The 23712-nt window shown below is 64.5% G+C and carries 20 protein-coding genes; 9 read left to right on the top strand and 11 right to left on the bottom strand.

All coding sequences use genetic code 11. From position 1 onward, the window contains the following. Positions 1-80: 80 nt before the first annotated feature. The 4 genes from BFN03_RS03100 (at position 81) to BFN03_RS03085 (ending at position 4314) form a co-directional block, all read left to right on the top strand. On the top strand, positions 81-911 hold the full coding sequence (locus tag BFN03_RS03100) for a carbon-nitrogen hydrolase family protein (RefSeq protein WP_070380572.1): 831 nt from the start codon (positions 81-83) through the stop codon (positions 909-911). Positions 912-951: 40 nt separating this feature from the next. Continuing rightward, the gene (locus BFN03_RS03095; protein WP_070377777.1) at positions 952-1581 is read left to right on the top strand and encodes a phosphoribosyltransferase; all 630 of its coding nucleotides are present in this window, start codon (positions 952-954) and stop codon (positions 1579-1581) included. A 100-nt stretch (positions 1582-1681) separates the two neighbouring features. Next, positions 1682-2386, top strand: coding sequence for a heme peroxidase (locus tag BFN03_RS03090; protein WP_070380571.1), 705 nt, complete (start codon positions 1682-1684; stop codon positions 2384-2386). A gap of 140 nt (positions 2387-2526) precedes the next feature. After that, positions 2527-4314, top strand: a complete 1788-nt coding sequence (locus tag BFN03_RS03085) for an AMP-dependent synthetase/ligase (RefSeq protein WP_070377776.1) — start codon at positions 2527-2529, stop codon at positions 4312-4314. 75 nt (positions 4315-4389) lie between these two features. Here BFN03_RS03085 and BFN03_RS03080 read toward each other — a convergent pair whose 3' ends face one another. After that, entirely contained in the window at positions 4390-5085 is a 696-nt protein-coding gene (locus BFN03_RS03080) for a type 1 glutamine amidotransferase domain-containing protein (RefSeq protein ID WP_070377775.1), read from the bottom strand. A 49-nt stretch (positions 5086-5134) separates the two neighbouring features. Further along, positions 5135-5767, bottom strand: coding sequence for an alpha/beta hydrolase (locus tag BFN03_RS03075; RefSeq protein ID WP_070377774.1), 633 nt, complete (start codon positions 5765-5767; stop codon positions 5135-5137). A 45-nt stretch (positions 5768-5812) separates the two neighbouring features. Here BFN03_RS03075 and BFN03_RS03070 point away from each other — a divergent pair, with 45 nt between their 5' ends. Further along, positions 5813-9292, top strand: a complete 3480-nt coding sequence (locus tag BFN03_RS03070; protein ID WP_070377773.1) for a TM0106 family RecB-like putative nuclease — start codon at positions 5813-5815, stop codon at positions 9290-9292. Here BFN03_RS03070 and BFN03_RS03065 read toward each other — a convergent pair. After that, positions 9262-10440, bottom strand: a complete 1179-nt coding sequence (locus tag BFN03_RS03065) for an amino acid deaminase/aldolase (protein ID WP_070380570.1) — start codon at positions 10438-10440, stop codon at positions 9262-9264. The two genes, BFN03_RS03070 and BFN03_RS03065, sit on opposite strands and share 31 nt — an antisense overlap. Before the next feature lie 86 nt (positions 10441-10526). Continuing rightward, the gene (locus BFN03_RS03060) at positions 10527-11171 is read right to left on the bottom strand and encodes a TetR/AcrR family transcriptional regulator (protein ID WP_070377772.1); all 645 of its coding nucleotides are present in this window, start codon (positions 11169-11171) and stop codon (positions 10527-10529) included. Between the two features lie 101 nt (positions 11172-11272). On the opposite strand from BFN03_RS03060, the gene BFN03_RS03055 reads away from it, so the two are divergent. Continuing rightward, on the top strand, positions 11273-12589 hold the full coding sequence (locus BFN03_RS03055) for a D-arabinono-1,4-lactone oxidase (protein ID WP_070377771.1): 1317 nt from the start codon (positions 11273-11275) through the stop codon (positions 12587-12589). A gap of 113 nt (positions 12590-12702) precedes the next feature. Here the strand turns inward: BFN03_RS03055 and BFN03_RS03050 are convergent, their stop codons facing one another. The 3 genes from BFN03_RS03050 to BFN03_RS03040 all read right to left on the bottom strand — a co-directional run bounded on the left by BFN03_RS03050 (position 12703) and on the right by BFN03_RS03040 (position 15789). Then, a complete protein-coding gene (locus BFN03_RS03050) occupies positions 12703-13668 on the bottom strand; it encodes an adenosine deaminase (RefSeq protein WP_070377770.1) in 966 nt (321 codons plus the stop codon). Between the two features lie 26 nt (positions 13669-13694). After that, complete coding sequence (locus BFN03_RS03045; RefSeq protein WP_070380569.1) at positions 13695-14891, bottom strand: class I adenylate-forming enzyme family protein; 1197 nt, start codon at positions 14889-14891, stop codon at positions 13695-13697. 94 nt (positions 14892-14985) lie between these two features. Continuing rightward, positions 14986-15789, bottom strand: coding sequence for an enoyl-CoA hydratase/isomerase family protein (locus tag BFN03_RS03040; protein ID WP_070377769.1), 804 nt, complete (start codon positions 15787-15789; stop codon positions 14986-14988). Between BFN03_RS03040 and BFN03_RS03035 the strand changes: the two genes are divergently transcribed. Continuing rightward, on the top strand, positions 15788-17194 hold the full coding sequence (locus BFN03_RS03035) for an FAD-binding oxidoreductase (RefSeq protein ID WP_070377768.1): 1407 nt from the start codon (positions 15788-15790) through the stop codon (positions 17192-17194). The two genes, BFN03_RS03040 and BFN03_RS03035, sit on opposite strands and share 2 nt — an antisense overlap. Here BFN03_RS03035 and BFN03_RS03030 read toward each other — a convergent pair. Then, complete coding sequence (locus BFN03_RS03030) at positions 17148-18659, bottom strand: MFS transporter (protein WP_070377767.1); 1512 nt, start codon at positions 18657-18659, stop codon at positions 17148-17150. The genes BFN03_RS03035 and BFN03_RS03030 overlap by 47 nt on opposite strands. Positions 18660-18661: 2 nt before the next feature. Next, the gene (locus BFN03_RS03025) at positions 18662-19285 is read right to left on the bottom strand and encodes a PadR family transcriptional regulator (protein ID WP_070377766.1); all 624 of its coding nucleotides are present in this window, start codon (positions 19283-19285) and stop codon (positions 18662-18664) included. Positions 19286-19380: 95 nt separating this feature from the next. Between BFN03_RS03025 and BFN03_RS03020 the strand changes: the two genes are divergently transcribed. Continuing rightward, the gene (locus BFN03_RS03020; RefSeq protein ID WP_070377765.1) at positions 19381-20088 is read left to right on the top strand and encodes a GNAT family N-acetyltransferase; all 708 of its coding nucleotides are present in this window, start codon (positions 19381-19383) and stop codon (positions 20086-20088) included. A gap of 32 nt (positions 20089-20120) precedes the next feature. Then, positions 20121-21158, top strand: a complete 1038-nt coding sequence (locus tag BFN03_RS03015) for a glutathione S-transferase family protein (RefSeq protein ID WP_070377764.1) — start codon at positions 20121-20123, stop codon at positions 21156-21158. Between the two features lie 21 nt (positions 21159-21179). On the opposite strand, the gene BFN03_RS03010 is transcribed toward BFN03_RS03015, so the two are convergent. Together BFN03_RS03010 and BFN03_RS03005 are read right to left on the bottom strand one after the other, a co-directional pair. Continuing rightward, positions 21180-22655: a mannitol dehydrogenase family protein gene (locus BFN03_RS03010; protein WP_070377763.1), complete on the bottom strand. Its 1476-nt coding sequence runs from the start codon at positions 22653-22655 to the stop codon at positions 21180-21182. Positions 22656-22713: 58 nt separating this feature from the next. Beyond that, entirely contained in the window at positions 22714-23682 is a 969-nt protein-coding gene (locus BFN03_RS03005; RefSeq protein ID WP_070377762.1) for an ABC transporter substrate-binding protein, read from the bottom strand. Between the last annotated feature and the right edge of the window lie 30 nt (positions 23683-23712).

The raw sequence follows: 23712 nt of genomic DNA, 5'->3' as shown, positions 1-23712 counted from the left end.
CTGCACCGAACACGCATCTGACGATGGCGCGGACTGGCGTATCCACGTCGCCGGCGCCTTCGTCGCCTAGCGTGGACGGCATGGTCGATGTCGCCGTCATGCAGTTCGCTCCCGGTCAGGACAAGCCGGAGAACCTTCGCACCCTCACCACTCTGGTCACCGAGGCAGCCGCGCGCGGAGCGAAGGTGGCGGTGGCGCCGGAGTACGCGATGTTCACGGCGCCGAGAACGGACGAGCGGATCGTGGAATCGTCCGAGAGCCTGGACGGGGAATTCGTCTCCGGTCTCAGGGCGATCGCCTCGAAAGTCGGCGTGCACCTGGTGGCAGGAATCAACGAACACCTGCCCGGGGACGATCGGATTTCCAACACTCTGGTCGCCTTCGGACCGGATGGCGACCTCGCCGCTACGTACCGGAAGCTCCACCTGTACGACGCATTCGGCTACAAGGAATCCGATGTGATCCGCGCCGGCGAAATCGTCGCCCCCGAGACCTTCGAGGTCGACGGCCTGACCTTCGGACTGCAGACGTGCTACGACCTGCGATTCCCCGAGGTCACCCGCCGCATCGTCGACGCGGGCGCCGACGTGCTGCTCCTGCCGGCGCAATGGGTCCCCGGTCCGCTGAAGGAAGACCACTGGTCCACCCTCGTCCGAGCGCGTGCGATCGAGAACACCATCTACGTCGTCGCCGCCGACCAGAGCGCCCGAACCGGGGCTGGCGCCAGCATGATCGTCGATCCGATGGGGGTGATCCTCGCGTCGCTCGGCGAACGGGTAGGCACCGCAGTCGCGACCGTCTGCGCAGAACGCATCGCCGAGGTTCGCGAGAAGAACCCCGCGCTTGCACTGCGCCGGTTCACCGTTGCGGAGATGAGTTCGGTCCTGCCGACACGCCAGTGTCGGGAGTAGCGTCGAAGACGAGGCGTCCTCCCCGATCACGGAGCGTTCGATGCAGTACACCAGTCGTGCCGATGCCGGCCGCAAGCTGGCCGGTGCACTGGAACATCTGCGCGGTACCGACCCGGTCGTACTGGGCTTGCCCCGCGGAGGGGTTCCCGTCGCATTCGAGATAGCCGCCGCTCTGTCGGCCCCACTCGACGTTGTGCTCGTCCGCAAACTGGGTGTCCCCTGGCAACCGGAACTCGCCATGGGCGCCATCGGCGAAGGCAATGCCCGAGTAATCAACGATGACGTTCTGCGTCTCACCCGGACCAGCAAGGCCGCACTCGAGAAGGTGGAGGCCGAAGAGCGCCGCGAACTCCAGCGCCGCACCCAACTCCTCCGCGGGAGCAAGAAGCGAACCCCGTTGAAGGGCCGCACCGTCGTGCTCGTGGACGATGGCATGGCCACTGGCGCGACCATGGCTGTGGCCTGCCAGTCGGTGCGAAAGCTCGGCGCAACGCGGGTTGTGGTCGCCGTTCCGGTGGCTGCGCCGGAAGCGATCCACCGTGTGCTCGTGACCGCCGACGAAGTGGTCTGCCCATACACCCCGGTTGATCTCGGCGGCGTCGGCAACGCCTACGACGACTTCCATCAGCTGACAGACGGCGAGGTTACGGACCTGCTGGGCCTCCACTGACGATTCTTCCTAAACAAATCTTCAATTCCAGTGCAACGTTTCCGAAGGCGGTGTCGATACATCGGTCACATCACCGAAGAGTCAACCCTTGGAGGATCGTGTGACCGTCTCCGCCGATACCCTCGAAGCCGTCGTAGCCGCCTGTCGCGATCGGTTGGGCGACCCATCCGAATGGGTCACGCCTGCCGCCTATCGGCACAGCCTCGCCCTCTGCATCATCGAATCGGTCCAGTCGAGTGCCGGATACAGCGCTGTAGCCGTGGTCGACCGCTATCTGGCCTACCGGCAGGCTCGACTCGATAGGCCCATCACCGACGGCGCTCGCGATCTTCTCCGTACGTTCGAGGAAGTGGGAAGCTCCGACCAATGGGCGGGCAAGGTCGGTTCCTACAAGCGACGCTATAGCGCGACCGGAGTGCAGATCGAGGCACGGCACATCCAGCAGGCCGCCGAGCGACTGCATCAGCTACGCATCGACAACATCGACGACCTCCTCGATGCGGCGCGCGACGAGGCTGCGATGGAACAAATCCACAACGCGTGGATCGATGTCTGCGGCGAGAACAGTGACGTCACCTGGACGCACTTCCTCATGCTCGCCGGGATACCTGGGGTCCGCCCGACCCGAGTGGCGGAGGTCTTCGTCAGCGGGGCACTCGGCATCTCGGAGGCCACCGATCCACGGCGCGCAGAGGAGCTCCTCGAGGCCACCGCTGCCGAACTCTCAGTCGATCCGGACCAGTTGGGTTGCGCGATCAGTCGCTGGCTCTCGGCCAACTCACATCGCTTCGCTGAGGTAGCTTGAGTCACGACGGCCCCTAAGGGTTAGACTAGTCTCCGCTGGTCAGGACGAAAACGTGCATATCGGACAGGGCCCGAGCTGCAAATCTGGGGCAAATGTGATCAAATGCACATCCGTCATGTCATTTCAGTGGAGGGGTCACAGTGCGCGAATTTTCGGTACCGCAGTCGTTCTCAATTCCGGAGGGCGCGTCCATGGCCGACACGGTCTTCCGTCACGCTAAGGAGGACCCGAAGTTCATTCCATTCAAGCGGCCGCGTAACGGTGGCTGGGTAGACGTCACCGCCGCCGAGTTCGCGGAACAGGTCTCTGCGGTCGCAAAGGGTCTCATCGCCTCGGGCATCGAACTCGGTGATCGAGTCGCGATCCTCTCTGCGACCCGCTACGAATGGGCCGTCATCGACTACGCCATTTGGACCGCAGGCGGCTGCACCGTCGCTATCTATGAGACGTCCGCACCTGATCAGGCGAAATGGATCCTCGAAGACTCCGGCACGTCACTTCTGGTCGTAGAGAAAGCCGAGCATGCCGCAGCCTTGAAGGTCGTAACAGACGAGGCGCCGGATCTGCGTGAGGTCTTCCAGATCGAGGACGGCGCGATCGAGGAATTGTCCAAGCGTGGCCAGGACGTCACCGACGAGCAACTGCACGAGCGCCGAAACAAGGTGAACGGTTCCTCCGCAGCAACCCTCATCTACACGTCCGGCACAACTGGCCGCCCCAAGGGGGTGCAGTTGACGCACTCCAACTTCTACGCGGAGTCGGCAGCCGTACGTCTGGCGCTAGAGGAATCGTTCCTCCAGGACAGGCGGACGCTAATGTTCCTGCCGCTTGCGCACGTCTTCGCACGGGCCATCTCTTTCGGCGCGTTCGACGCCAAGGTCACCGTCGGACACACATCCGACATTTCGACACTGGTCGATCAGTTCGCCGTGTTCAAACCACACTTCATCCTGTCGGTGCCACGCGTGTTCGAGAAGGTCTACAACTCTGCCAAGCAGAAGGCCTACGACGGCGGCAAGGGCGGCATCTTCGAGAAGGCGTCAGCCACGGCCATCGCGTACAGCGAAGCGCTGGAGAATGGCGGGCCCGGACTGGGACTCAAGCTCAAGCACTTCGTGTTCGACAAGCTCGTCTACTCGAAGCTGCGCGCCGCGCTCGGGGGCGAATGCGATACGGCGGTTTCCGGTGGCGCCGCACTCGGCGCGCGCCTAGGCCACTTCTTCCGCGGTATCGGCGTACCGGTCTACGAGGGCTACGGCCTGACCGAGACCAGCGCCGCGATCTCGGTGAACACCCCTAGCGCACAGAAGGTGGGCACCGTCGGCAAGCCGATCTCAGGCCACGCTGCCAAGATCGCCGAGGACGGCGAACTGCTTCTCAAGGGACCCGTCGTGTTCGGCGGGTACTGGCACAACCCTGAGGCGACCGCGGATTCGATCCAGGACGGCTGGTTCCACAGCGGTGACCTCGGCTCTATCGACGAAGACGGCTACGTCTCGATCACCGGACGCAAGAAGGAAATCATCGTCACCGCCGGCGGGAAGAATGTGGCACCAGCCGTCCTCGAGGACGCCCTGCGCGCTCACCCACTGATCAGCCAGTGCCTGGTGGTCGGTGACGGCAAACCCTTCATCGGCGCCCTCATCACCTTGGATGCCGAAACCCTGCCCGGGTGGCTTGAACGCCACGAGCTGGCCGCAGACACTTCTGTGTCCGACCTGATCAAGAACCCCGACCTGATCGCCGAGATCGACCAGGCCGTTGCAGAGGGCAACAAGAAGGTCTCCAACCCCGAGCAGATCAAGAAGTACCGAATCCTCGAGGTCGACTTCACGCAGGAGACCGGCGAGCTCACGCCCACCCTGAAGCTGAAGAGGAACGTCATCCACAAGGAGCACGGCGCGGCCATCGAGGCCATTTACGCGTAGCGGACCACCCCCTCCACGCCTTTGCACCTTCCCGGCGGCCTCGCCGCCGCCGGGAAGGTGCACGTGTCTGTAGCCCTAGAGGTCGGCCACGATGCGTTCGGCCAGCGGCCGTGACGACGCAGGATTCTGGCCGGTGTAGAGCTTACGATCGACGACCACGTGCGGCGCCCAAGCAGCAACCGCATCGAATGCCGCCCCCTGTTCACGCAAACGGTCTTCGAGAAGCCAGGAGGCCCTCTCCGCGAAACCGGCTTGTGTCTCCTCTTCGTTGGTGAACGCGGTGAGCGCGAACCCGTCGAAGAGCCACGAACCGTCGGCTTTCTTGGCTGGCAACAGTGCCGCGGGAGCGTGGCAGACCGCAGAGATCACCTTCTCCGCATCGAAGAACTCGACGAGCAGATCGCCGAACGATTCGGACACCGCGAGGTCTTCCATCGGACCGTGACCGCCCGGCACGAACAGCAAATCGAAGTCCTTGACGTCTGCGTCCTCGAGGACAGCGGGTGAATCGAGACGCGGTTTCAGCCGGGCCAGGTAGTCCGTCAACTCTTCGACGCGCTCCGCGCTACCGTTGACCTCCGTTGCCAGGCTCGCCTGATCGACCACCGGCGCCTTGCCTCGCGGAGTCGCGATCACGATGTCGTACCCCGCCTCCTCGAATACACGGTGGGCCTCGACGAGTTCCTCCGCCCAGTAACCGGTCGGGTGGGCCGTGCCATCGGCCAATGTCCAGTGGTCAGCTGCGGTGACGACGAACAGCACTCGTGTCATGGGAGCTCCTTCAGTTCAGCGATGCGACCCATGGTGCAACGCGGGAGGGCTAGTGGTATTCCCCTGTCGCGGAATCGAGGACGAAGTCGCAGACCGCCTCCGTCACCGCGGTGTGGACCTTCTCGTGAAGCAGGTCGTGCCCGGCATGGTCGAACTCACGGAGTTCGAGGTTGGCGATCTCCGCTGCCCAAGCCCGGACGGGGTCGACCGGTGCGATCCGATCATCTACGCCGTGGACCGCGAGTAGCGGCATCCCGAGCGCCCTCAGCGCATCGGCCGTCTGCGCAGCGGCCACGATCCTGGGCGTCCCGCACAAAATTGCCGATCGAAACCCCACACTGCCTTCGAGGAGTAGTTCCGTCGCAACCGCAGCTCCCAGCGAATGCCCCATGAGCACGAGCGGGAGGTCCGGCGCGTAGTCCGCAGCAAGGCACGTCAGCAGTACCGCATCCTTCGCCATATCAGGCACCGGCCTTGGGTGATCTCCCTCCGACAGACCGTGCCCAGCCTGGTCGAGTCCCCACACTTCGACTCCCGTCGCGGTCACTCCACGCGCAAACCGATGATAGTGACCTGTGTGCTGCCCCAGTCCGTGGAGAAACACCAACTGCGCGACCGGTCGCCCCACCGCGGTCCAGTGTCGGTAGTGAACCTGTCCAGAATGGCTGTCGAAGAATGGCATATCCAACATTCTCGACCTGTCGCACCGCGATGGCACAATCCCACTGTGTTCCTCCTCGATGACACCATCGTCTACAGCGCAAGCGACCTCGCGGCGGCCTCCACCTGCGAATTCGCATTGCTTCGCGAACTCGACGCGAAGCTCGGACTCGTCGGCGCGCAGACACCCGGCGAATCCCCCGATCCGATGCTGCGGCGCACGTCCGAACTCGGCGACGCCCACGAACGTCGCCGACTCGAACGATTTCGCGCAGAATACGGCGACGGCGTAGTCATCATGGACCGTCCCGAGTTCACCAAACGCGGCCTCTTCGACGCGAACCTCGCCACTGTCGAGGCTGTCCGGTCCGGCGCCGACGTCGTGTATCAGGGGACTTTCTTCGACGGCCGGTTCCTCGGTTTCTGCGATTTCTTGGTGCGCGACGGCGACGAGTACGCCGTGTACGACACCAAACTGTCGCGCCACGCCACGGTCTCGGCATTGCTCCAGCTGGCTGCGTACGCGGACGCCCTGGACAGCAACGGAATACCGACGTCACCGTCGATCCATCTGCTGCTCGGCGACGACAGCGATTCCGCGCACTCGCTCGGCGACATCTCCCCGGTGTACGCGGCGCGACGGTCCGCTCTCGAACGGATACTCGAGGAGCACCGCAACGAGAAGTCCGTCGCGGAGTGGGGCGATCCCCGTTACACGGCCTGCGGCCGGTGCGACACCTGCACTCCGGAGGTGGAGCGCAGCCGCGACCTCCTACTCGTCGCCGGGATGCGGTCGACGCAGCGGACCCGACTCATCGCGGCCGGAATCCACACCCTCGACGCACTCGCCGCTCACACCGGCGGCGTCAAGGGCTTTCCCGACAGCAGCCTCGAATCTCTTCGCGCACAGGCGGCATTGCAGCTTCGGCAAGAATCTTCGGGAACCCCCGAGTTCGTGGTGCACTCGCCGAAGGGGTTGGGCGGGCTTCCGAAGCCCGGCGCCGGCGATATCTTCTTCGACTTCGAGGGCGACCCGCTGTGGGCCGAGAACGGTTCCACGGACTGGGGTCTGGAATATCTCTTCGGTGTAGTCGAGGACGCCGACGACCACACCGTGTTCCGACCGTTCTGGGCGCACAACCGCGCCGAGGAGCGCCAGGCTCTCGTCAGTTTCCTCGACTACGTCGCCGAGCGGCGTCGACGGTACCCCGACATGCACGTCTACCACTACGCCGCGTACGAGAAGTCGGCCCTGCTGCGCCTGGCGGGGCGGCACGGCGTGGGGGAAGAGGCCGTCGACTCCCTGCTCCGCGACAACGTTCTGGTGGATCTGTATCCGATTGTGCGCGCGAGCCTACGGATCGGTGAGCGCTCCTACAGCATCAAGAAGCTCGAGCCCCTGTACATGCCGGAACAGCCGCGCGACGGCGACGTCACCAACGCCGCTGCCTCGGTGGTCGCCTATGCCGACTACTGCGAACTCCGCGACAACGGACGCGCGGAGGAGGCCCGCGCTCTCTTGGAGGGCATCGCCGAATACAACCGGTATGACTGCGATTCCACGCTGAAACTGCGCGACTGGTTGGTCGCACAGAACAAGAAACACAAGGTCGGCTTCCGCGCACCTGATGATGCGCCCACCGTGGTATCGGAGGAATTGACCCCGGCAGAAGCAGCGCTGCGCGAGTTCGCGGGACCCGGACCGAGTGAGCACCGGGACCACGACCGGCAGGCTGCCGCCCTCATGGCTGCGGCAGTCGGGTATCACCGACGCGAGCGAAAGCCCTTCTGGTGGGCGCACTTCGATCGGCTCGACGCGACGAGCGACCTGTCCGACATCCGAGACGTACTGGTAGTCGAATCGGCCGTCGTCGAGAAGGACTGGCACAAGAGCACCCCCCGCCAGCGTAAGTTTCGCCGCCGCCTCGAACTCACCGGTCGCTTCGGGACCGGGAGCACTGTCTCACCGAAGACCGCGATGTATGCGCTGTACGGCGATCCTGTCCCCGAATCGGTCGCCGGCGATGACCCGAACCGACGCGGTGCATGCCCCGTAACCGTTCTCGAAGTGCGGAAAGACCGCCAACGTCGCGACGTCGTGACGGTCGAGGAACTCCTGAACGGCGACGAGTACGGACAGCTTCCGATGGCGATCACACCGGGACCACCGATCACCACAGATCGTATCGAATCCGCAATAGCGGCAGCAGCAGAAGACATGTGCTCAGCACAGCCGCAGTTCCCACGTTGCCCATCGGTGGACATCCTCCGCAGATCCGATCCCCGGACCAGGAGCGGCAACCCTCTCCCCACGGTCGAAGGGACCGACTATGCCGGGGCAATCATCGCGGCACTGCTCGACCTGGACCGCTCCTACGTCGCCGTGCAGGGGCCGCCCGGCACCGGCAAGACCTACACCGGCGCCAGGGTGATCAAATCCCTGGTCGAGGTTCACCACTGGCGGATCGGTGTCGTCGCGCAGTCCCATTCGGTGATCGAGAACATGCTCGGCGGTGTCGTCAAGGCCGGACTATCTTCCGACCTCGTCGGGAAGAAGGGGAAGGACGGACAGCATCGGGCCGCGACGTGGACCGATATCAGCGCCGGCGGCTACACCAGCTTCATCGACGAAGCCGAGAAGACGGGGTGCGTACTCGGCGGAACCGCCTGGGACTTCGCGAACACCGATCGCGTGCCACCGGGCAGTCTCGACCTCCTCGTCATCGATGAGGCCGGACAGTTCGCCCTAGCCAACACGATCGCCGTCGGCGGCGCGGCCCGCAATCTGCTTCTCCTCGGCGACCCCCAGCAACTCCCGCAGGTCAGTCAGGGCACCCACCCCGAACCTGTGGACGCGTCGGCCCTGGGCTGGCTGGCTGAGGGCCACGGGGCGCTCCCGCCGAGCAGAGGGTACTTCCTCGAACAGACATGGCGAATGCATCCACAGTTGTGCGCACCCGTCTCCGCGTTGTCATACGAGGGCAAGCTGCACTCGAAGGAGTCGGCCACTGCTGCGCGAAGACTCGATGGATTAGACGCGGGCGTGCATACCGTGCTCGTGGGCCACCAGGGCAACGCCACCTTCTCGCCCGAGGAATCTCGGGAAGTAGTCAACCGGGTCGAAAAGCTGCTCGGCTCCCTCTGGAGTGATCCCAGCGAGTTCGAGGGAAGCCGCCCACTCGACGAGTCCGACATCTTGGTAGTGGCTCCCTACAACGCGCAAGTCGGACTGATAGAACACGACCTCGCTGCGGTCGGGCTCGAAAAGGTCGAGGTCGGGACAGTCGACAAGTTCCAGGGCCGGGAAGCCGCGGTCGTGATCATCTCGATGACTGCCTCCGCGATCGAGGACGTTCCGCGCGGCATGTCGTTCTTACTCTCGCGAAATCGGACGAATGTTGCTGTCTCGCGAGGCAAGTGGGCTGCGATCATCGTCCGTTCGGAATCTCTGACGGAGTACATGCCGACCACACCCGAGGGTCTGGCCGAACTCGGGGCCTTCATGCGGCTGACCGGTCAGCCGAAGCAATGGCCTTCGCCGCGATAGGTGGGTACGGCGGTGCGAGATCCGTCCGCGTCCACGATATGCACCTCGGCGAATCGTTCGCACAGCTCGCCCGCTTTGGCGTGCCGAAACCACACCCGGTCGCCGATTCCGAGAGTTGCTGCCGCCCTGCCGGTGACGGGGGTCTGCACTTCGCCCGCGCCCTCGTTGCGCAAGAGCTTCAGACCCGACGGCCACATCGGCTTGGGTACACGGGTTCCTCCCGCCGGACCGGAGGCGATGTAGCCGCCACCGAACAGGGTCGCAATGTTTGGCGCCGGCCTCCGCGCCGTTGCCAGCGCGAAGTAGAGGGCCGGGTGCGGGCGAAACGCCCGGTAGTCGTCGAATAGCGTCGGAACGTACAGGCCGGAGCCGGCCGTGACCTCGGTGACGACCGGGTCTGCGGAACTGATTTCGAGCGAACCGGTGCCACCACTGTTGACAATCTCGAGCACCCCGACCTCGGACTGCACGGCGTTCACTACGGCACTGCGCCGGGTCGCAAGCTCCTTCGCCGACGCCTTCTTCATCCAACCGACCGGCCGACTCGAGTCCGGCAGTCCCGCGATCTGCGCCTCGTAGAACATGACGCCGACGACGGCGAACCCCATCTTGTCGGCGCGCTTCGCAAATGCCGCGACTTCCGCCGGTTCGCGCAGTGGCGACCGTCGGACACCGATATGAATGGGGCCCAAGCGCAACGACGCATCGACGTCAATGCACAACCGGGCGCGCAAAGTTGTGGTGCCGGCAGCGTCGAGAACGAAGTCGAGTTGATCTTCGCTGTCGACCATCAACGTGATCCGTTCCAGCAGGTCGGGATCGGCGGATAGTTCCGCGAGGGCCCCCCGGTCGGAGGTCGGGTAACCCATCAGAACGTCGCTCGCGCCGTGTCGTGCGAGCCAGATCGCCTCGCGCAACGAGTACGCCATGATCCCGTGGAAGCCGTCTGCGCCGGTTAGCTTCTCGCCCAAGCAAACCTGGAGCACCGCGCGACACCGGACGGACTTGCTGGCGACGCGGACGGGAGTGCCGCCCGCCCGCCGAACGAGATCCGCCGCATTGGCGCGCAACGTTGGCAGGTCCAGCGCCGCCAACGGCGGGTCCACCTCCGTAGTCGAGGCGATGAGACGGTCGAGCGTGGGAGTCACAGTTCGTCCAATCGTTTCTGTCGGGTCGTGGCGCCAGTCAACCATCGAGCTGGACGCTTGTCTAGATCAGGGTTGCAGACGACCGATCACTGCAGTTCGACGGCCTTCGCCGCGATCGCGAGCACCGTCTCGTCCAGTGCGACCCTCATCGCCTCGTCGTCCCTGTCGACCAGCCACCGAAGCACCACGCCGTCCACGCAAGCCAGCCCGAAACGGGCGATACCCTCGACCGGACTCCCCCAGCGCACTCCAGACATCTCCGCACACGCCGAGAGGAACTCGATGGCTTCGCCGTCCATTCTCCGGTACTGCTGGCCCGCGATGTCTGGGGAACCGTCACTGGCCGTTGCGCGATGCCGCAACGCCTGTGCGGTTATCTCGTACGTCAGCAGCTGCCGATCCGGTGTTTCCTCGATCGTCGGAACCATCCTGCCTATCCCGATCTTCAGGAGTTCACGTAGCCCAGCGATTCCGCGCAACTCCGGCGCGTGCTTCACCTCACCGAACGCCTGGCGCATCGACTCGCTCAGCTGCACAACCAGACTCTCGCCCATCGCGGCAAGAAGTTCCTCTTTGCTCTCGAAACAGTAGTGCACAACACCGAGGGAGACACCCGCCTCCTCCGCCACCGCACGCACGGTGACCGACGCGACGCCACGGCGCTCCGCGATGGTCAACGCGGACTCGACAAGTTGGGCACGACGTTCATCCGCAGGAAGCCTAGTCAGCATGCCTCGATGGTAGAACCTGACAACCGTCCATGAGCGCGCGACACGAACTCAACTGACCCCCCACTATTGCTTGGACGCTCGTCCAGGTTCATGATGGTCGCATGACACAGGACACATGGCGCAACTGGGCGGGCACCGAGACGGCGTCCCCACAGCACTTTGCAACTCCGCGGTCGGTGGAGGAACTGAGTGCTCTGATCTCCGGAGCCGCACGGCAGGGACGGCACGTCAAGGCTGTCGGAGCCGGACATTCGTTCACCGGGGTCGCGGTCACCGATGGCATCCTCGTAAGCCTCGACGCCCTCACCGGGATCGACTCCGTGACACCCAATGAGTCGGGCGGCGCACTCGTCACCGTCTTCGCCGGCACTCGACTTCGCGACATGAACGAACAGCTCTGGCAACACGGCCTCGCCGCGATCAATCTCGGCGACATCGACGTACAGTCCTTTGCGGGCGCGCTGTCCACCGGAACCCACGGCACCGGAGCTCAATTCGGGGGTCTCGCCACCCAGGTCCGTGCGCTGCAGATCGTACTGCCAGACGGTTCGGTGGCCGATTGCTCCCCAACGCAGAACCCCGAACTGTTCGAGGCAGGCCGTCTGGGACTCGGCGCGATCGGCGTCATCACGAAGGTCACGATCGAGTGTGTTCCCAAGTACATGTTGCACGCCGTCGAGGCTCCCGAGTCACTCGATGCCACACTGGACCGACTCGACCACGACCGCAGCACCATCGACCATTTCGAGTTCTACTGGTTCCCTCATACCCGCCGCGTACTGACCAAGCGCAACACCCGACTGCCCGGCGACACTCCGGCGTCGCCGATTCACCCGGTACGCGCGTTCATCGACGACGAACTGCTCTCCAACGTCGTGTTCGAGGGCGTCAATCGGATCGCCTCCCTCGCACCCTCGACGATCCCGAGCATCAATCGTCTCTCCTCCCGCGCCTTGAGCGCGCGCGAGTTCACCGATCGAAGCTACCGGGTCTTCGCATCGGAGCGGCGTGTGAGGTTCAAGGAGATGGAGTACGCCATTCCCGCTGACGCACTTCCGGAGACACTCGCGGAAATCGACCGTTGGGTGGAGAGGTCGGATTTCACGGTGGCGTTTCCGGTCGAGGTCCGGTTCGCCGCCGCCGACGACGTGTGGCTCTCCACGGCGAACGGACGTGATACCGCGTACATCGCGGTCCACCAGTACCACCGTCGGGAACACGAACGGTACTTCTCCGCGGTCGAGTCCATCGCCCGGGAAGTGGACGGTCGGCCGCACTGGGGCAAGATGCACGGCCGCACCGCCGACGACTTGCGTCCCACGTATTCGAACTTCGACGAGTTCGTCGCCGTGCGGGACAAGTATGACCCGGAACGGATGTTCGACAACGCGTACCTGCAGCAGGTCTTCGGGCGCTGACGGCCTCCGGGTGACTGCGCGGTTGCGGCCGAACGACCCACAGCAGTTCTGCCTGGGTCGTTCGGCCGTACCCGTCTCGTAGGTATCGGTCTGCGATCAGGAAAGCCCGATCGTCAGCCGCGCAGGAGTTCCGCCTTTCGCGCATCACTCGCGAACGAGGCCTTGATCGAGTTGCGCGCCAGGGTTTCCCGCTCATCATCCGTCAGACCGAGCTGGTCCCGCAGTTGGATGAAGTTGTCGTCCACGTATCCGCCGAAGTACGCCGGGTCGTCGGAATTGACTGTCACCAGCAGCCCGGCTTCCAGCATGGTTCGCAGCGGGTGATCGGCGAGGGAGTCGACAGCGCACAACCTCACGTTCGACGACGGGCACACAGTCAGCGGCACTTCCTCGTCCACCAATCTAGCTACCAGGTCGGGGTCCTCGAGCGCCCGGATCCCGTGGTCGATACGCTCGGCACCGAGGAGATCGAGCGCCTGCCAGATGTATTCCGGCGGGCCCTCCTCACCCGCATGGGCCATGACGTGTAGTCCCTCGGAACGCGCGCGAGCGAAGACGTCCTCGAACAACGAGGGAGGGTAGCCGACCTCTGCCGAATCCAGGCCCAGACCGATGATGGGAGCCTGCAATCGGATGACCTCCGAAAACACTTCTTCCGCCTCGTGCACCGGAAGGTCTCGGACGATCGCCGCGATGGCACCACTGCTGAGCCCGAACTCGCGCTCGCTGGAGGCCACGGCGTCCATGATCCCGTCGAGCACCTCTGGCAGCGCGACGCCACGGTTGACGTGCGCCTGCGGGTTGAAGAAGAACTCGGCGTGCGCCACCCCCGCGGCCGATGCCCTGGCGAAGTATGCACGAGTGAGGTCGGCGAAATCCTGAGATGTCCTCAGCACCTGCATGTTGGCGTAGTAGAGGTCGAGGAACGATTGCAGATCAGTGAACTTGTAGCGTGAACGGAGATCATCCAGGTCCCTGTAGGGCAACTGGACAGAATTTCGTTCGGCCATCTCGAAGATCATCTCGGGTTCGAGCGATCCTTCGATGTGCAGGTGCAACTCGGCAAGGGGGGAGCTCACAGGTGGTAACCGTCCTTTCGCACCACCTAGGGGGCGATGTCGCCGAAGACAATACGGACGAAGCCGTTGCCGTCGATGCGCGCGGTATCGCCAGTGTGAAACCAGCCACTGGTAAAGCGCTTCGCGGTGGCCTCGGGACGGTTCCAGTACCCCCGCATCACGCCCGGTCCGCGGCAGAGCAATTCACCGTACCCATCGGCGGCATCGGGGCCGAAGAGGGCCACCTCCATACCGCCGAAGGCGATTCCCACACTCCCTGCATGCGTGAGCGCACACTCGTCGGGCAGCGCCAGGCCCGAGCCACAGGTTTCGGTCATTCCCCAGCAGAGAAAGTGCTTCGCATCAGGGAACGTCCGACGCAGCAGCCGCGCCTGATCGGCGGGCAGGCCGGAGCCTCTGTAGTCGATCCAGCGCACCGAGCCGCGAACGAATCTCGTCGCCCTCGCGTCCTCGGCGGCTCGCACGAGAACGTCGGGTGCGGCGGTGAGCACATCTGCTCCGGTCCCTCGCCACGACGCCGCATCGCGGTTCGTCGTCAGCAAGGCCGTTCCACCGACAACCAGCGTCGAGAGAAGTTCTATCAGCGATCCGATCGCGTGCAGTTCGGGATCCACCAGCAGATTGCGCAACCCCTCGGAGCCGAACCCGCGGGCATGAACCACGGATTCGATGGTCGACAAGAGATTCTCGTTGCTGAGTTCGACACCCCTGAGAGAGCCCGAAGAATCGGGAGCGTACGACAGCAACACCAGTTCCTCCGGGCCGGCACCGTCGTCTATGTACGAGATTCCTTCCGGCAGATCACCGTCGAGGGTCAGCACCGACGCACTATCTTCGATCACCTTTCCTGTCTGGGTGTCGTCGAGCGCCGGGCTGACCCCGACAGGCACACCACCGGCGAGTAGCACTCCGACAAACGCCTCCACCCAGCGCAGTCCCACCGGTTGCCTGACGGCGACCCGGTCGCCGATCTCGACGCCCCTCTCCTTCAACCCGCCCGCCACCCGTGCCGCCGAGGTCCACAATTGCGAGAACGTGAGCGCGCGACCGTCGTCCTCCTCGACGGCCACACGGCCCGCGTAACGGTGCACGGCAACGTCGAGCAGTTCTGTGAGCGAGGGATTGAGCCCGCAGTACCTGAGGATGCCGTCGCGAGCGCGGACCACCCTGTCATCACGGAAGAAGAGCCGGTTACACGGGTACTCGACGAGCGACGACGGCATCTGCACCTCCGCTGACAACACTGCTGCGCGAGAAGAAACGGTGGCTCAACTATATGAGATGTAGGTCACAGTTTTCGGGAAGTCTGCGGGAGGGTCAGCGCCCCTGGTAGGTCGCCTTTCCCGGACCGACGTCGAGGAAACTACGGACCGCACCGCGGAGGTCTTCGGTCGCGAACAACGCGCCAGACACCTCGGAGGTAATCGAGTCGGCGTGCGCGACTCCACCCGACCGCCACGCGGAGATGATCTGCTTCGTGGCGTCGTGGGCACACGTCGGTCCGTCCGCGAGTCGTGCGGCGAGTGCACGTGCTTCGGAGTCGACGTCGTCGTGGACAGCGTTGACCACACCCCAACTCTGCAGTGTCGTGGCGTCATAGAGGTCGCCGGTCATGACCAGTTCGCGGGCGCGGCCGGATCCCGCCCGCTCGGCCAAGCGCTGCGGACCGCCCATTGACGGCGTAAGGCCCACGACGTTCTCGACGAGGCCGAACTTTGCATTCGGAGAGGCGAGGATGATGTCGCAGGCGAGCGCGATCTCGAACGCTGCGGTCAGGGTCAAACCGTGCGCTGCGTAGACGACGGGGCACGGCAGCGCCTCGAGCGGATGGCAGATCCCGGCGAACAACTCCTGCCATAGATCTGCCGCCTGCTCCGCGGCCAGCCCGGCGAAGATATGCACGTCCACCCCGGCCGACACCACTTTCCCCTCGGCACGCAGCAGCACCGCCCTCGGCGGATTCTCCGCGAGTCCCGCGACATCCGACCGCAGAGCGTCGAACATCGACTGGTCGAAGAGATTCAGCTGCCCGTGGGCGAAGGTCAGGACCGCAACTTCGGCGCCGGCATCGGTACGGACACGCTCGAGTCGGGTGGGATGTGTGGCGGCGGAGTCAGTCATGTCGCCAGAGTGCCACATCGAGCACGCCTACGATCGAAGTGTGGACTCGCTGGGCACGGCCTTGGCCGACGTCGTCGGCGAAAGGTTCGTGAGCTCGGACCCCGACGTGCTGGCCGCTCGCGCCACAGACCTCACAGGTCGCTACAGCGGGCGGGCGAGCGCACTCGTTCGACCGGCGAACACCGCGGAAGTCTCTGCGGTCCTGAACGTCTGCCGTGGCGCAGGGGTGAAGGTCACCGTGCAGGGCGGTCGCACCGGCCTCGAGGCCGGCACGGTCCCGGAGCACGACGACGTGCTGCTGTCCACCGAGCGGTTGGACGCTGTCGGCAAAGTCGACCGCGAGGAGCGACTGATCACCGCCGGCGCCGGCGTCACCCTGTCTGCACTGCAGAAGACCGTGGCCGACGCCGGGTTACTGTTCGGTGTCGATATCGCCTCCCGGGACTCCGCGACGATCGGCGGGATGGTGTCGACCGACGCGGGCGGGTTGCACACCGTGCGATACGGGCACATGTCGGCTCAGGTGCGCGGTCTGGAAGTGGTACTTCCCGACGGCGCGATCGTCCGGCGCCGCATGCGGGCGAATGCCGAGAACTGCGGATACGACATGCCCGCACTGTGGGCGGGCGGCGAGGGCACACTCGGAGTAATCACAGCCGTCGATCTCGCGCTCCGCCCAGCCCCCTCGCATCGCGTCACCGCTCTCGCGGGCTTCGCGCACCTGCCGCGGCTCATCGACGCCGTGCGCATGCTTCGGCGTCTCGACGACGTGGATGCAGTCGAGATGCTCGACGGCCGCGGCCTCGAATTGGCGCACTCACAGCTGGGCTTGGCGGTTCCCACGGAACTGCCGTGGTATCTGCTGGTGGAATTGGCCGGTACGTCAGACCGCACCGAGGAGTTGGGTGAGGCTCTGCAACGCTGCGATCCGGACGGCGAACCCGCCGTCGGCATCGATCCTGTGGGCCGTGCACGAGTGTGGGCGACCCGCGAAGCCTTCGCCGAAGTGGTCGGATTGTTCGGTGCCCCGGTCAAGTTCGACGCCGCACTCCCTCTCGATGCTGTCGCGGCCTTCGTCGAGGACGCCGTCGCGCTGGTGTCGGACCGAGCACCAGACGCCATCCCGGTGCTGTTCGGCCACATCGCCGACGGAAACGTGCACCTCAACGTGCTCGGCTGCCCCGACGAGTCCGTGCTGTATCGCACTGTGACGGAGTTGATCCGAGATCATGGAGGTGTGATCGCCTCCGAGCACGGCGTCGGCGCGCACAAGCGGAACTACCTCGACTTCGCCCGGAGCACCGAGGACATCACCGCAATGTGGGCCGTCAAGCGTGCCTTCGATCCCGACGACTACCTCAACCCTGCAGTGATGTTTCCCGACTGGGTGCGACGTCCGCGCTGACCTCTCGGTCGCTCTGACGAACCGGCCGGGCGAAGCACACCGAGGCGACGAATCCGATGAGCAGGATGGCCGCCGGCAGCCACACCGACTGAGACATGGCATTGCTGAACGGCTCCAGGACGAACGCGGGCAGTTCGCCCACACCCTCTTCCGGGCGTCCACCGGTCAACCCCTGGGCGGACAGGCGTGCGGTGATGAGAGCGCCGATCGCGGCGCTACCGAGCACCGCACCGACCTGACGGGTGGTGTTGTAGACGCCGGCGCCGGCACCCGCCTGATGGGGCGGCAGATTGTGGGTGGCGGTCGCTGCGACCGGCGACCAGATGCACGCGTTCGCCAGGCCGATCAACCCGATGGGCAGCAACAGTTCCCAGATCGCGACGTCGGGCGACATGACCGTGGCAAGCCAACCCAGTGCGACGGCGAACAACAGAAAGCCCGTGCCCGCGATGTACCTCGGGTGGGTCCTGTCCACGAGCCTGCCGACGAACGGCGCCAAGACTCCGGTGAGAACGGCCATCGGCACCAGCAACAGCGCCGATGCGGTCGGCGACAATCCGCGCACCGCCTGGGCATAGAACATCAGCGGAAGCACCATCGCGGTGACCGCGAAACCCATCGAGGTGATGGCCACGTTGGCCAGGGAGAAATTCCGGTCGCGGAACAGCCCCAACGGAAGCAGCGGCTCGTTCTTGTTCCAGGACTGGTACCAGACGAAGGTTCCGAGAAGAATCAGCCCGGCGGCGATCGAAGCAAATACGGCCGTCGACCAGTCCAGAGTGCTACCTTCCTGGATTCCGAACACCAGAAAGAACATGCCGAGAGCACTGAGGACGACACCGGGGATGTCGAACTTGTGCCGGTGCGTCTCGAGCGACGGAACCAACCGCCACGCAAGAACGAACGCGACTACACCGACCGGCACGTTGACGAAGAAGATCCATTCCCAGCCGAGGTTGTCGACGAGCACCCCACCCGCAATCGGTCCGACCAGTGTGGCTACCCCGGCAACCGCGCCCCACAGGCCCATCGCCGTACCACGGCGGTCGGGCGGGAAGGTACGGGTGATGACCGCCATCGTCTGTGGCGTCATCATCGAGGCGCCGAGTCCCTGAAACACGCGGGCGACGATGAGCATGGTGACGGTGCCCGACAGACCACACCACAGCGACGCTGCAGTGAACAGAACGAGCCCGACCATGTAGATGTTCTTCGGTCCGAATCTATCGCCCAAGCGGCCGGTCACCAGCAAGGGAACCGCGTACGCCAGCAGGTAGGCACTCGTGACCCACACGACGTTGTTGATGTCGGCTTGCAGTGTGTCCATGATCGCGGGGTTTGCCACGGCCACGATGGTGCTGTCGACAAGGATCATGAAGAAGCCGATGACCAGGGCCCACAGGGCGGGCCACGGATTGGTCTGCTGGGGTGGTGAGACGTCGGGTGCCGTGCGCTGGTTATTCACTATCAGTCCTTGTCAGCACCGGATCGTGGCCGGCGCGAGCGTTCGAGTCGGTCGAGGAGTTCCGGTGTGAGCCAGGGCAAATCACCGCATTCGATCTCCTTCACCAACGAACTGAGCCATTGGCGTTCGGCGCCCGCGAGGGTGAGGAGGTACTCGTCGCCCAGGAGGAAGATCCTGGGGACCTCGGCGGAATCGGCTTGCGCGGCCACGGTCTCGAGATCGGCGATCGCCTTCTCGAGATGGCCGAGGCGCTCGCGTAGCAACTCCACCACGGTGGCGGCGTCGACATTGTGCGCCTCCGCCAGCGCCAGGGGGAACTGCGGGAAATCACTTCCCAGAGTGGCGAGCATTTCGCTGACGCGATTCACCAGTGCCTTCCGACCCGCATCCGTGATTTCGTACATGGTGCGCTCCGGACGATTACCCTCCCGGTCGGTACCGGCCGCACGCACCAGTCCGTCGCCCTCGAGTCTGCTCACGGTGTGGTAGAGCGAGCCCGGCCGGATCTTCACCACACGTGCACGCCGTGCGGTGGCGAGTTGGCACATCTCGTACGGGTGCATTGCCCGTTCACACAACAGACCGAGGACGGTGACGCCTAGTGGAGTGAGGGTCACACACACCACCTCCCCAAATACTCCTTGTCGAATACTCTAGTTTGAATACTCCAGATGGAACATACAGCTCCGGCTGGAAACGAACAAGGCGTTACCGTGAGCGTGTGGACTCCCATCACCTCGACATCATCGGGCTCGCCTGGTCCCGCGAACTGGGGCTGCCCGATGACGCGCTGACTACCCGGCGGCAAGGCAGGCGCGCGATCCGCATCGACGACGAGGCAGACAGCATCCGCTTCGTCCGTCTCGGCGAGGCCTCGGCACTGGTAGGCCCCCGATGGGCAATCGACCGCGCCGACGTCCACACGCCGGCTGAGTTGACCGAACCCGCGATCCTGCTCGCGCTCACCCAGGACCGGTCCGGTCGCTGTGTGGGCCCGATGACGCTCTCCTTCGGCACCGAATATCAGGAACCGGTGCCCGACCGGCCACTGGTCTCCTACCAACGAGACCACGTCCGGCAGGTCGAGGCGGCGTGCCCACCCGACGACGTAGCCGAAGCCCAACTAGATTCCCGTGAAAGGCAATTCACGATCCTCGACGAAACAGAGCGCCCAATGTCCTCGGCCGGCTACACCGAGTTTCAGGGCTTCCTCGCCGACATCGGAGTACTGACGGCTCCGGTGTTTCGTCGCCGGGGCCTCGGTGCGCAGATCACGGGCATCGCCACCGACGATGCACTCGATAGCGGACTGATCGCCCAATACCGTTCACCGCGAAACAATCTGGCCGCACGCACACTCGCCACCCACGTGGGATATCGAGAACTCGGAACCTACGCAGAGGTCACGATCTCTCGAAGTACGCTGTAGGGCATCATCCACATACGGGGAACGAGTCGACCATGTCACAGCGAACGGAAGATCAGAACTCCACCAAGGGCGCCTACGTGGAAGCCGGTGCCGAATTCAAGCGAGACTCCCGCTACATTCCTACGCGCATCACTGCGGACGGACGCGACGGCTACCCCGTCGAACCCGGTCGTTATCGACTGGTGGTCGCCCGCGCATGTCCATGGGCCAACCGCGCCGTCATCGTCCGCAGACTCCTCGGACTCGAGGACGCGTTGTCGATGGGTCTGTGCGGTCCCACTCACGACAAGCGCAGCTGGAGCTTCGATCTCGACCCGGACGGACTCGATCCGGTGCTGAAGATTCCGCGAATTCAGGACGCCTACTTCGCACGCTTCCCCGACTACCCACGCGGTATCACTGTGCCGGCGATCGTCGACGTGCCCACGGGGCAGGTGGTCACCAACGATTTCCCTCAAATCACCCTCGACCTGTCGAGCGAGTGGACCCAGTACCATCGCGACGGCGCGCCCGACCTCTACCCCGACAGCCTGCGGGACGAGATCGACGAGGTGGCCGACCTCGTATTCCGTGACGTGAACAACGGCGTCTACCGATGTGGGTTCGCAGGATCCCAGGAAGCGTACGAGTCCGCGTACGACAGCCTGTTCGCACGGCTGGACTGGCTCGAGGATCGGCTCACCGATCGCCGGTTCCTCGTGGGCGACACGATCACCGAAGCTGACGTGCGCCTGTTCACTACCCTGGTGCGTTTCGACGCCGTGTATCACGGTCATTTCAAGTGCAATCGGAACAAGCTGAACGAGATGCCGGCGCTGTGGGGCTATGCTCGCGACCTCTTCCAGACACCGGGATTCGGCGACACGATCGACTTCGTTCAGATCAAGCAGCACTACTACATCGTCCACACCGACATCAATCCCACCCGCATCGTGCCGAAAGGACCTGAACTGTCCGGGTGGCGGGAGCCGCACGGGCGCGAGCAACTCGGTGGCAGGCCGTTCGGGGACGGCACCCCGCCGCCCCCACCGAAGCCTGACGAGGCGGTGCCCGCGGGCCACAGTGCGTAGGGCAGAGCTACCCCGAGACGGTCATGGGTTGGGACCGGCGGTCGCGGTGACCAATCGGGCAGCGGTACGCGGGCCCTGCTCGAGCAGTGACTGTTTGGCAGCACGGTAGGCGGCATTCAAGGGGGCGCTGGTGACGAGGTCACCGAAGATGGTGCGATTCCCGAGAAACGCGCCGGGTTGGTCCCGATCCTGACGGGCAAGTTCGCGCAACTCGTCGGCGTGACCGTCGATCAGAGGCACACCCAGGTCTTCACTGTCGACGACAGTGCACCAGGCAGCGAGGACGAGGGCAATGTGATCGACCGACCCTCCCCGCTCGAGTTGCTCGCGGGCAACCGGTAGCACGAACTTCGGAATCCGGTCCGAGGCGTTGACCACCTGGCGAGCAAGAGTGTCGCGAATGCTGTCGCCGGCGAATCGCTTCCGCAGTTGAACGCAGTATCGAGCGAGGTCGATTCCGGGAACGCGCCTCAGAGTGGGGGTCGCCTCCCTGTGCATGTATGACACTACGAATGCGTCCAGATCGGGGTCGGCAAAGACGTCGTGAACGTAGGTGTATCCGGCCAGGATTCCGAGGTAGCTCATGACCTGATGCGATGCGTTGAGCAGTCGCAGCTTCATCAACTCGTAGGGTTCCACGTCGTCGACCATTTGCACACCCACCTGCTCGAAGGGTGGCCGGCCGAGGGTGAAGTGGTCCTCGAGGACCCACTGCTCGAACGACTCGGATTGAACGGGCCACTGGTCTTCGACGCCGAAGGTCGCCGCGACGGTAGCGATGGTCTCGGTCGTGGTGACCGGGGTAATCCGATCAACCATCGAACTGGGAAACGCAACGGTATCGCTGATCCAGGCAGCCAGGGTGGGATCCTTGCGCTCGGCAAATGCCGTTACCGCGGCGCGGGCGACGGCCCCGTTGTGCTCGAGGTTGTCACACGACACGACCGTGAACGGCGGGATTCCGAGACTGCGGCGGCGAGCCAGCGCTGCGGTGAGAAATCCGAGCACACTGCGCGGCACGCCTTCGTCGTCGAGATCGTGAAGAGTGTCGGGATCGTGAGGGTCGAACTGGCCGGTCGCGTCATTGATGCTGTAGCCACCCTCGGTGATGGTGAGGGAAACGATGCGCGTGGTGGGCGCAGCGAGGCGGTTCAGCACTGCCTCGGGATCGTCCGGGGCATAGAGGAACTCGGCGATCGAGTCGATGACACGCGCGTGGGCGGTGCCGTCGGTGTCTCGGGTGACGAGCGTGTACAAGTTGTCCTGGCTCGCGAGGACACCGCGCATCCGCGTGTCACCGGCCATCACTCCGACCCCGCAAATTCCCCAATCGGTGTGGCCCGCGGCCAATATCCGGTCGACGTACATCGCCTCGTGCGACCGGTGAAAATTTCCGACACCGAAATGCACGATTCCGATCCGTACGTCTTCCCGACGGGCCGGCGTCTCGACAGAAGCGGGAAACCTAGCGAGCGCGCTGCGACTCAGACCGGTCATGGCCGCCTTTGGAATTCGCTCAGACTTCACGAATGACACCACCACAATCGCTACAGAGTCAGCATGCGGACCTGTACACCCACTCCGCACCGTCGGTGTCAAGGTTGTCTGCGGTGATCACCCGGAAACCGGTCTGGATGTCGGAGGTAACCGGATTCCCGTCGAGCGCGTTCATGGCTTGTTGCACACCGTCCTTGCCGATCGTGGCTGGTTCCTGAGCGATGAGCGCCTGCACCGTGCCGTCGCGCAGTTGGTTGACCTGAGCCGGGCCCGCATCGAAGCCGACGAGCTTGACCTGATCCTGCGCATTGGCCTGACGGATACCGGTGGCGGTGCCCTCGGAGGCGAAGAGGTTGGTGGCAAAGACACCGACGATGTCGGGGTCCCGAGACAGCGCCGCGGTCATCAGCCTAGCCGCCTCGGCCGGATCGTTGTGGCTGTACTGCACGCCAAGATATTCGAAATCCGGGTCCTGCGCGACCGCTTGCTCGAAGCCCTCCGTTCGCGCGTTGGTGGTGGAAACGCCTGGATAGAGGTCCATGGCGAGAACCTTTCCACCCTCCGGATTCATCTGCTTGATCGCGTGGAATGCCTCGGCGCCACCACCGACGTTGTCCGATGCGACATGGGACACGGCGACGGACGGATCGTCGAGGGTAGCGTCGACGAGCACAACCTCGATACCTTGCCTTGCCGCCGCGTCGATAGGCGCCTGCATAGCCGTGGCATCGGTAGGCGCAATGAGTATGGCGTCAGGACGGGAGGCAACCACCGAATCGAGAACCGTCTTCTGCAGGGAGGGGTCGAACTGGGTAGGCCCCTGGGTGTTGACGGCGACGCCTTCGGCCGCGGCCTCTTGTTCGATGGCGCACTGCATGCTGATGTAGAACTCGTCGCCTGCCACACCCTGGACGAAAGCGATCTCCTTGGTATCGCTTCCCCCCGCACCGGAGCACGCGGACAACACCAGCGCGCCCGCGCCACCGATGGCGAATATCGTGGCGACCCTGCGAGACTTCTTCGACATTGTTTACACACTCCTGTGGGACGTAGGTGA

The organism is Rhodococcus sp. WMMA185, assembly GCF_001767395.1.
Classification (GTDB): domain Bacteria; phylum Actinomycetota; class Actinomycetes; order Mycobacteriales; family Mycobacteriaceae; genus Rhodococcus_F.
Note: the sequence above shows the minus strand (reverse complement) of the source record. Positions and strands in the feature narration are given on the sequence as shown.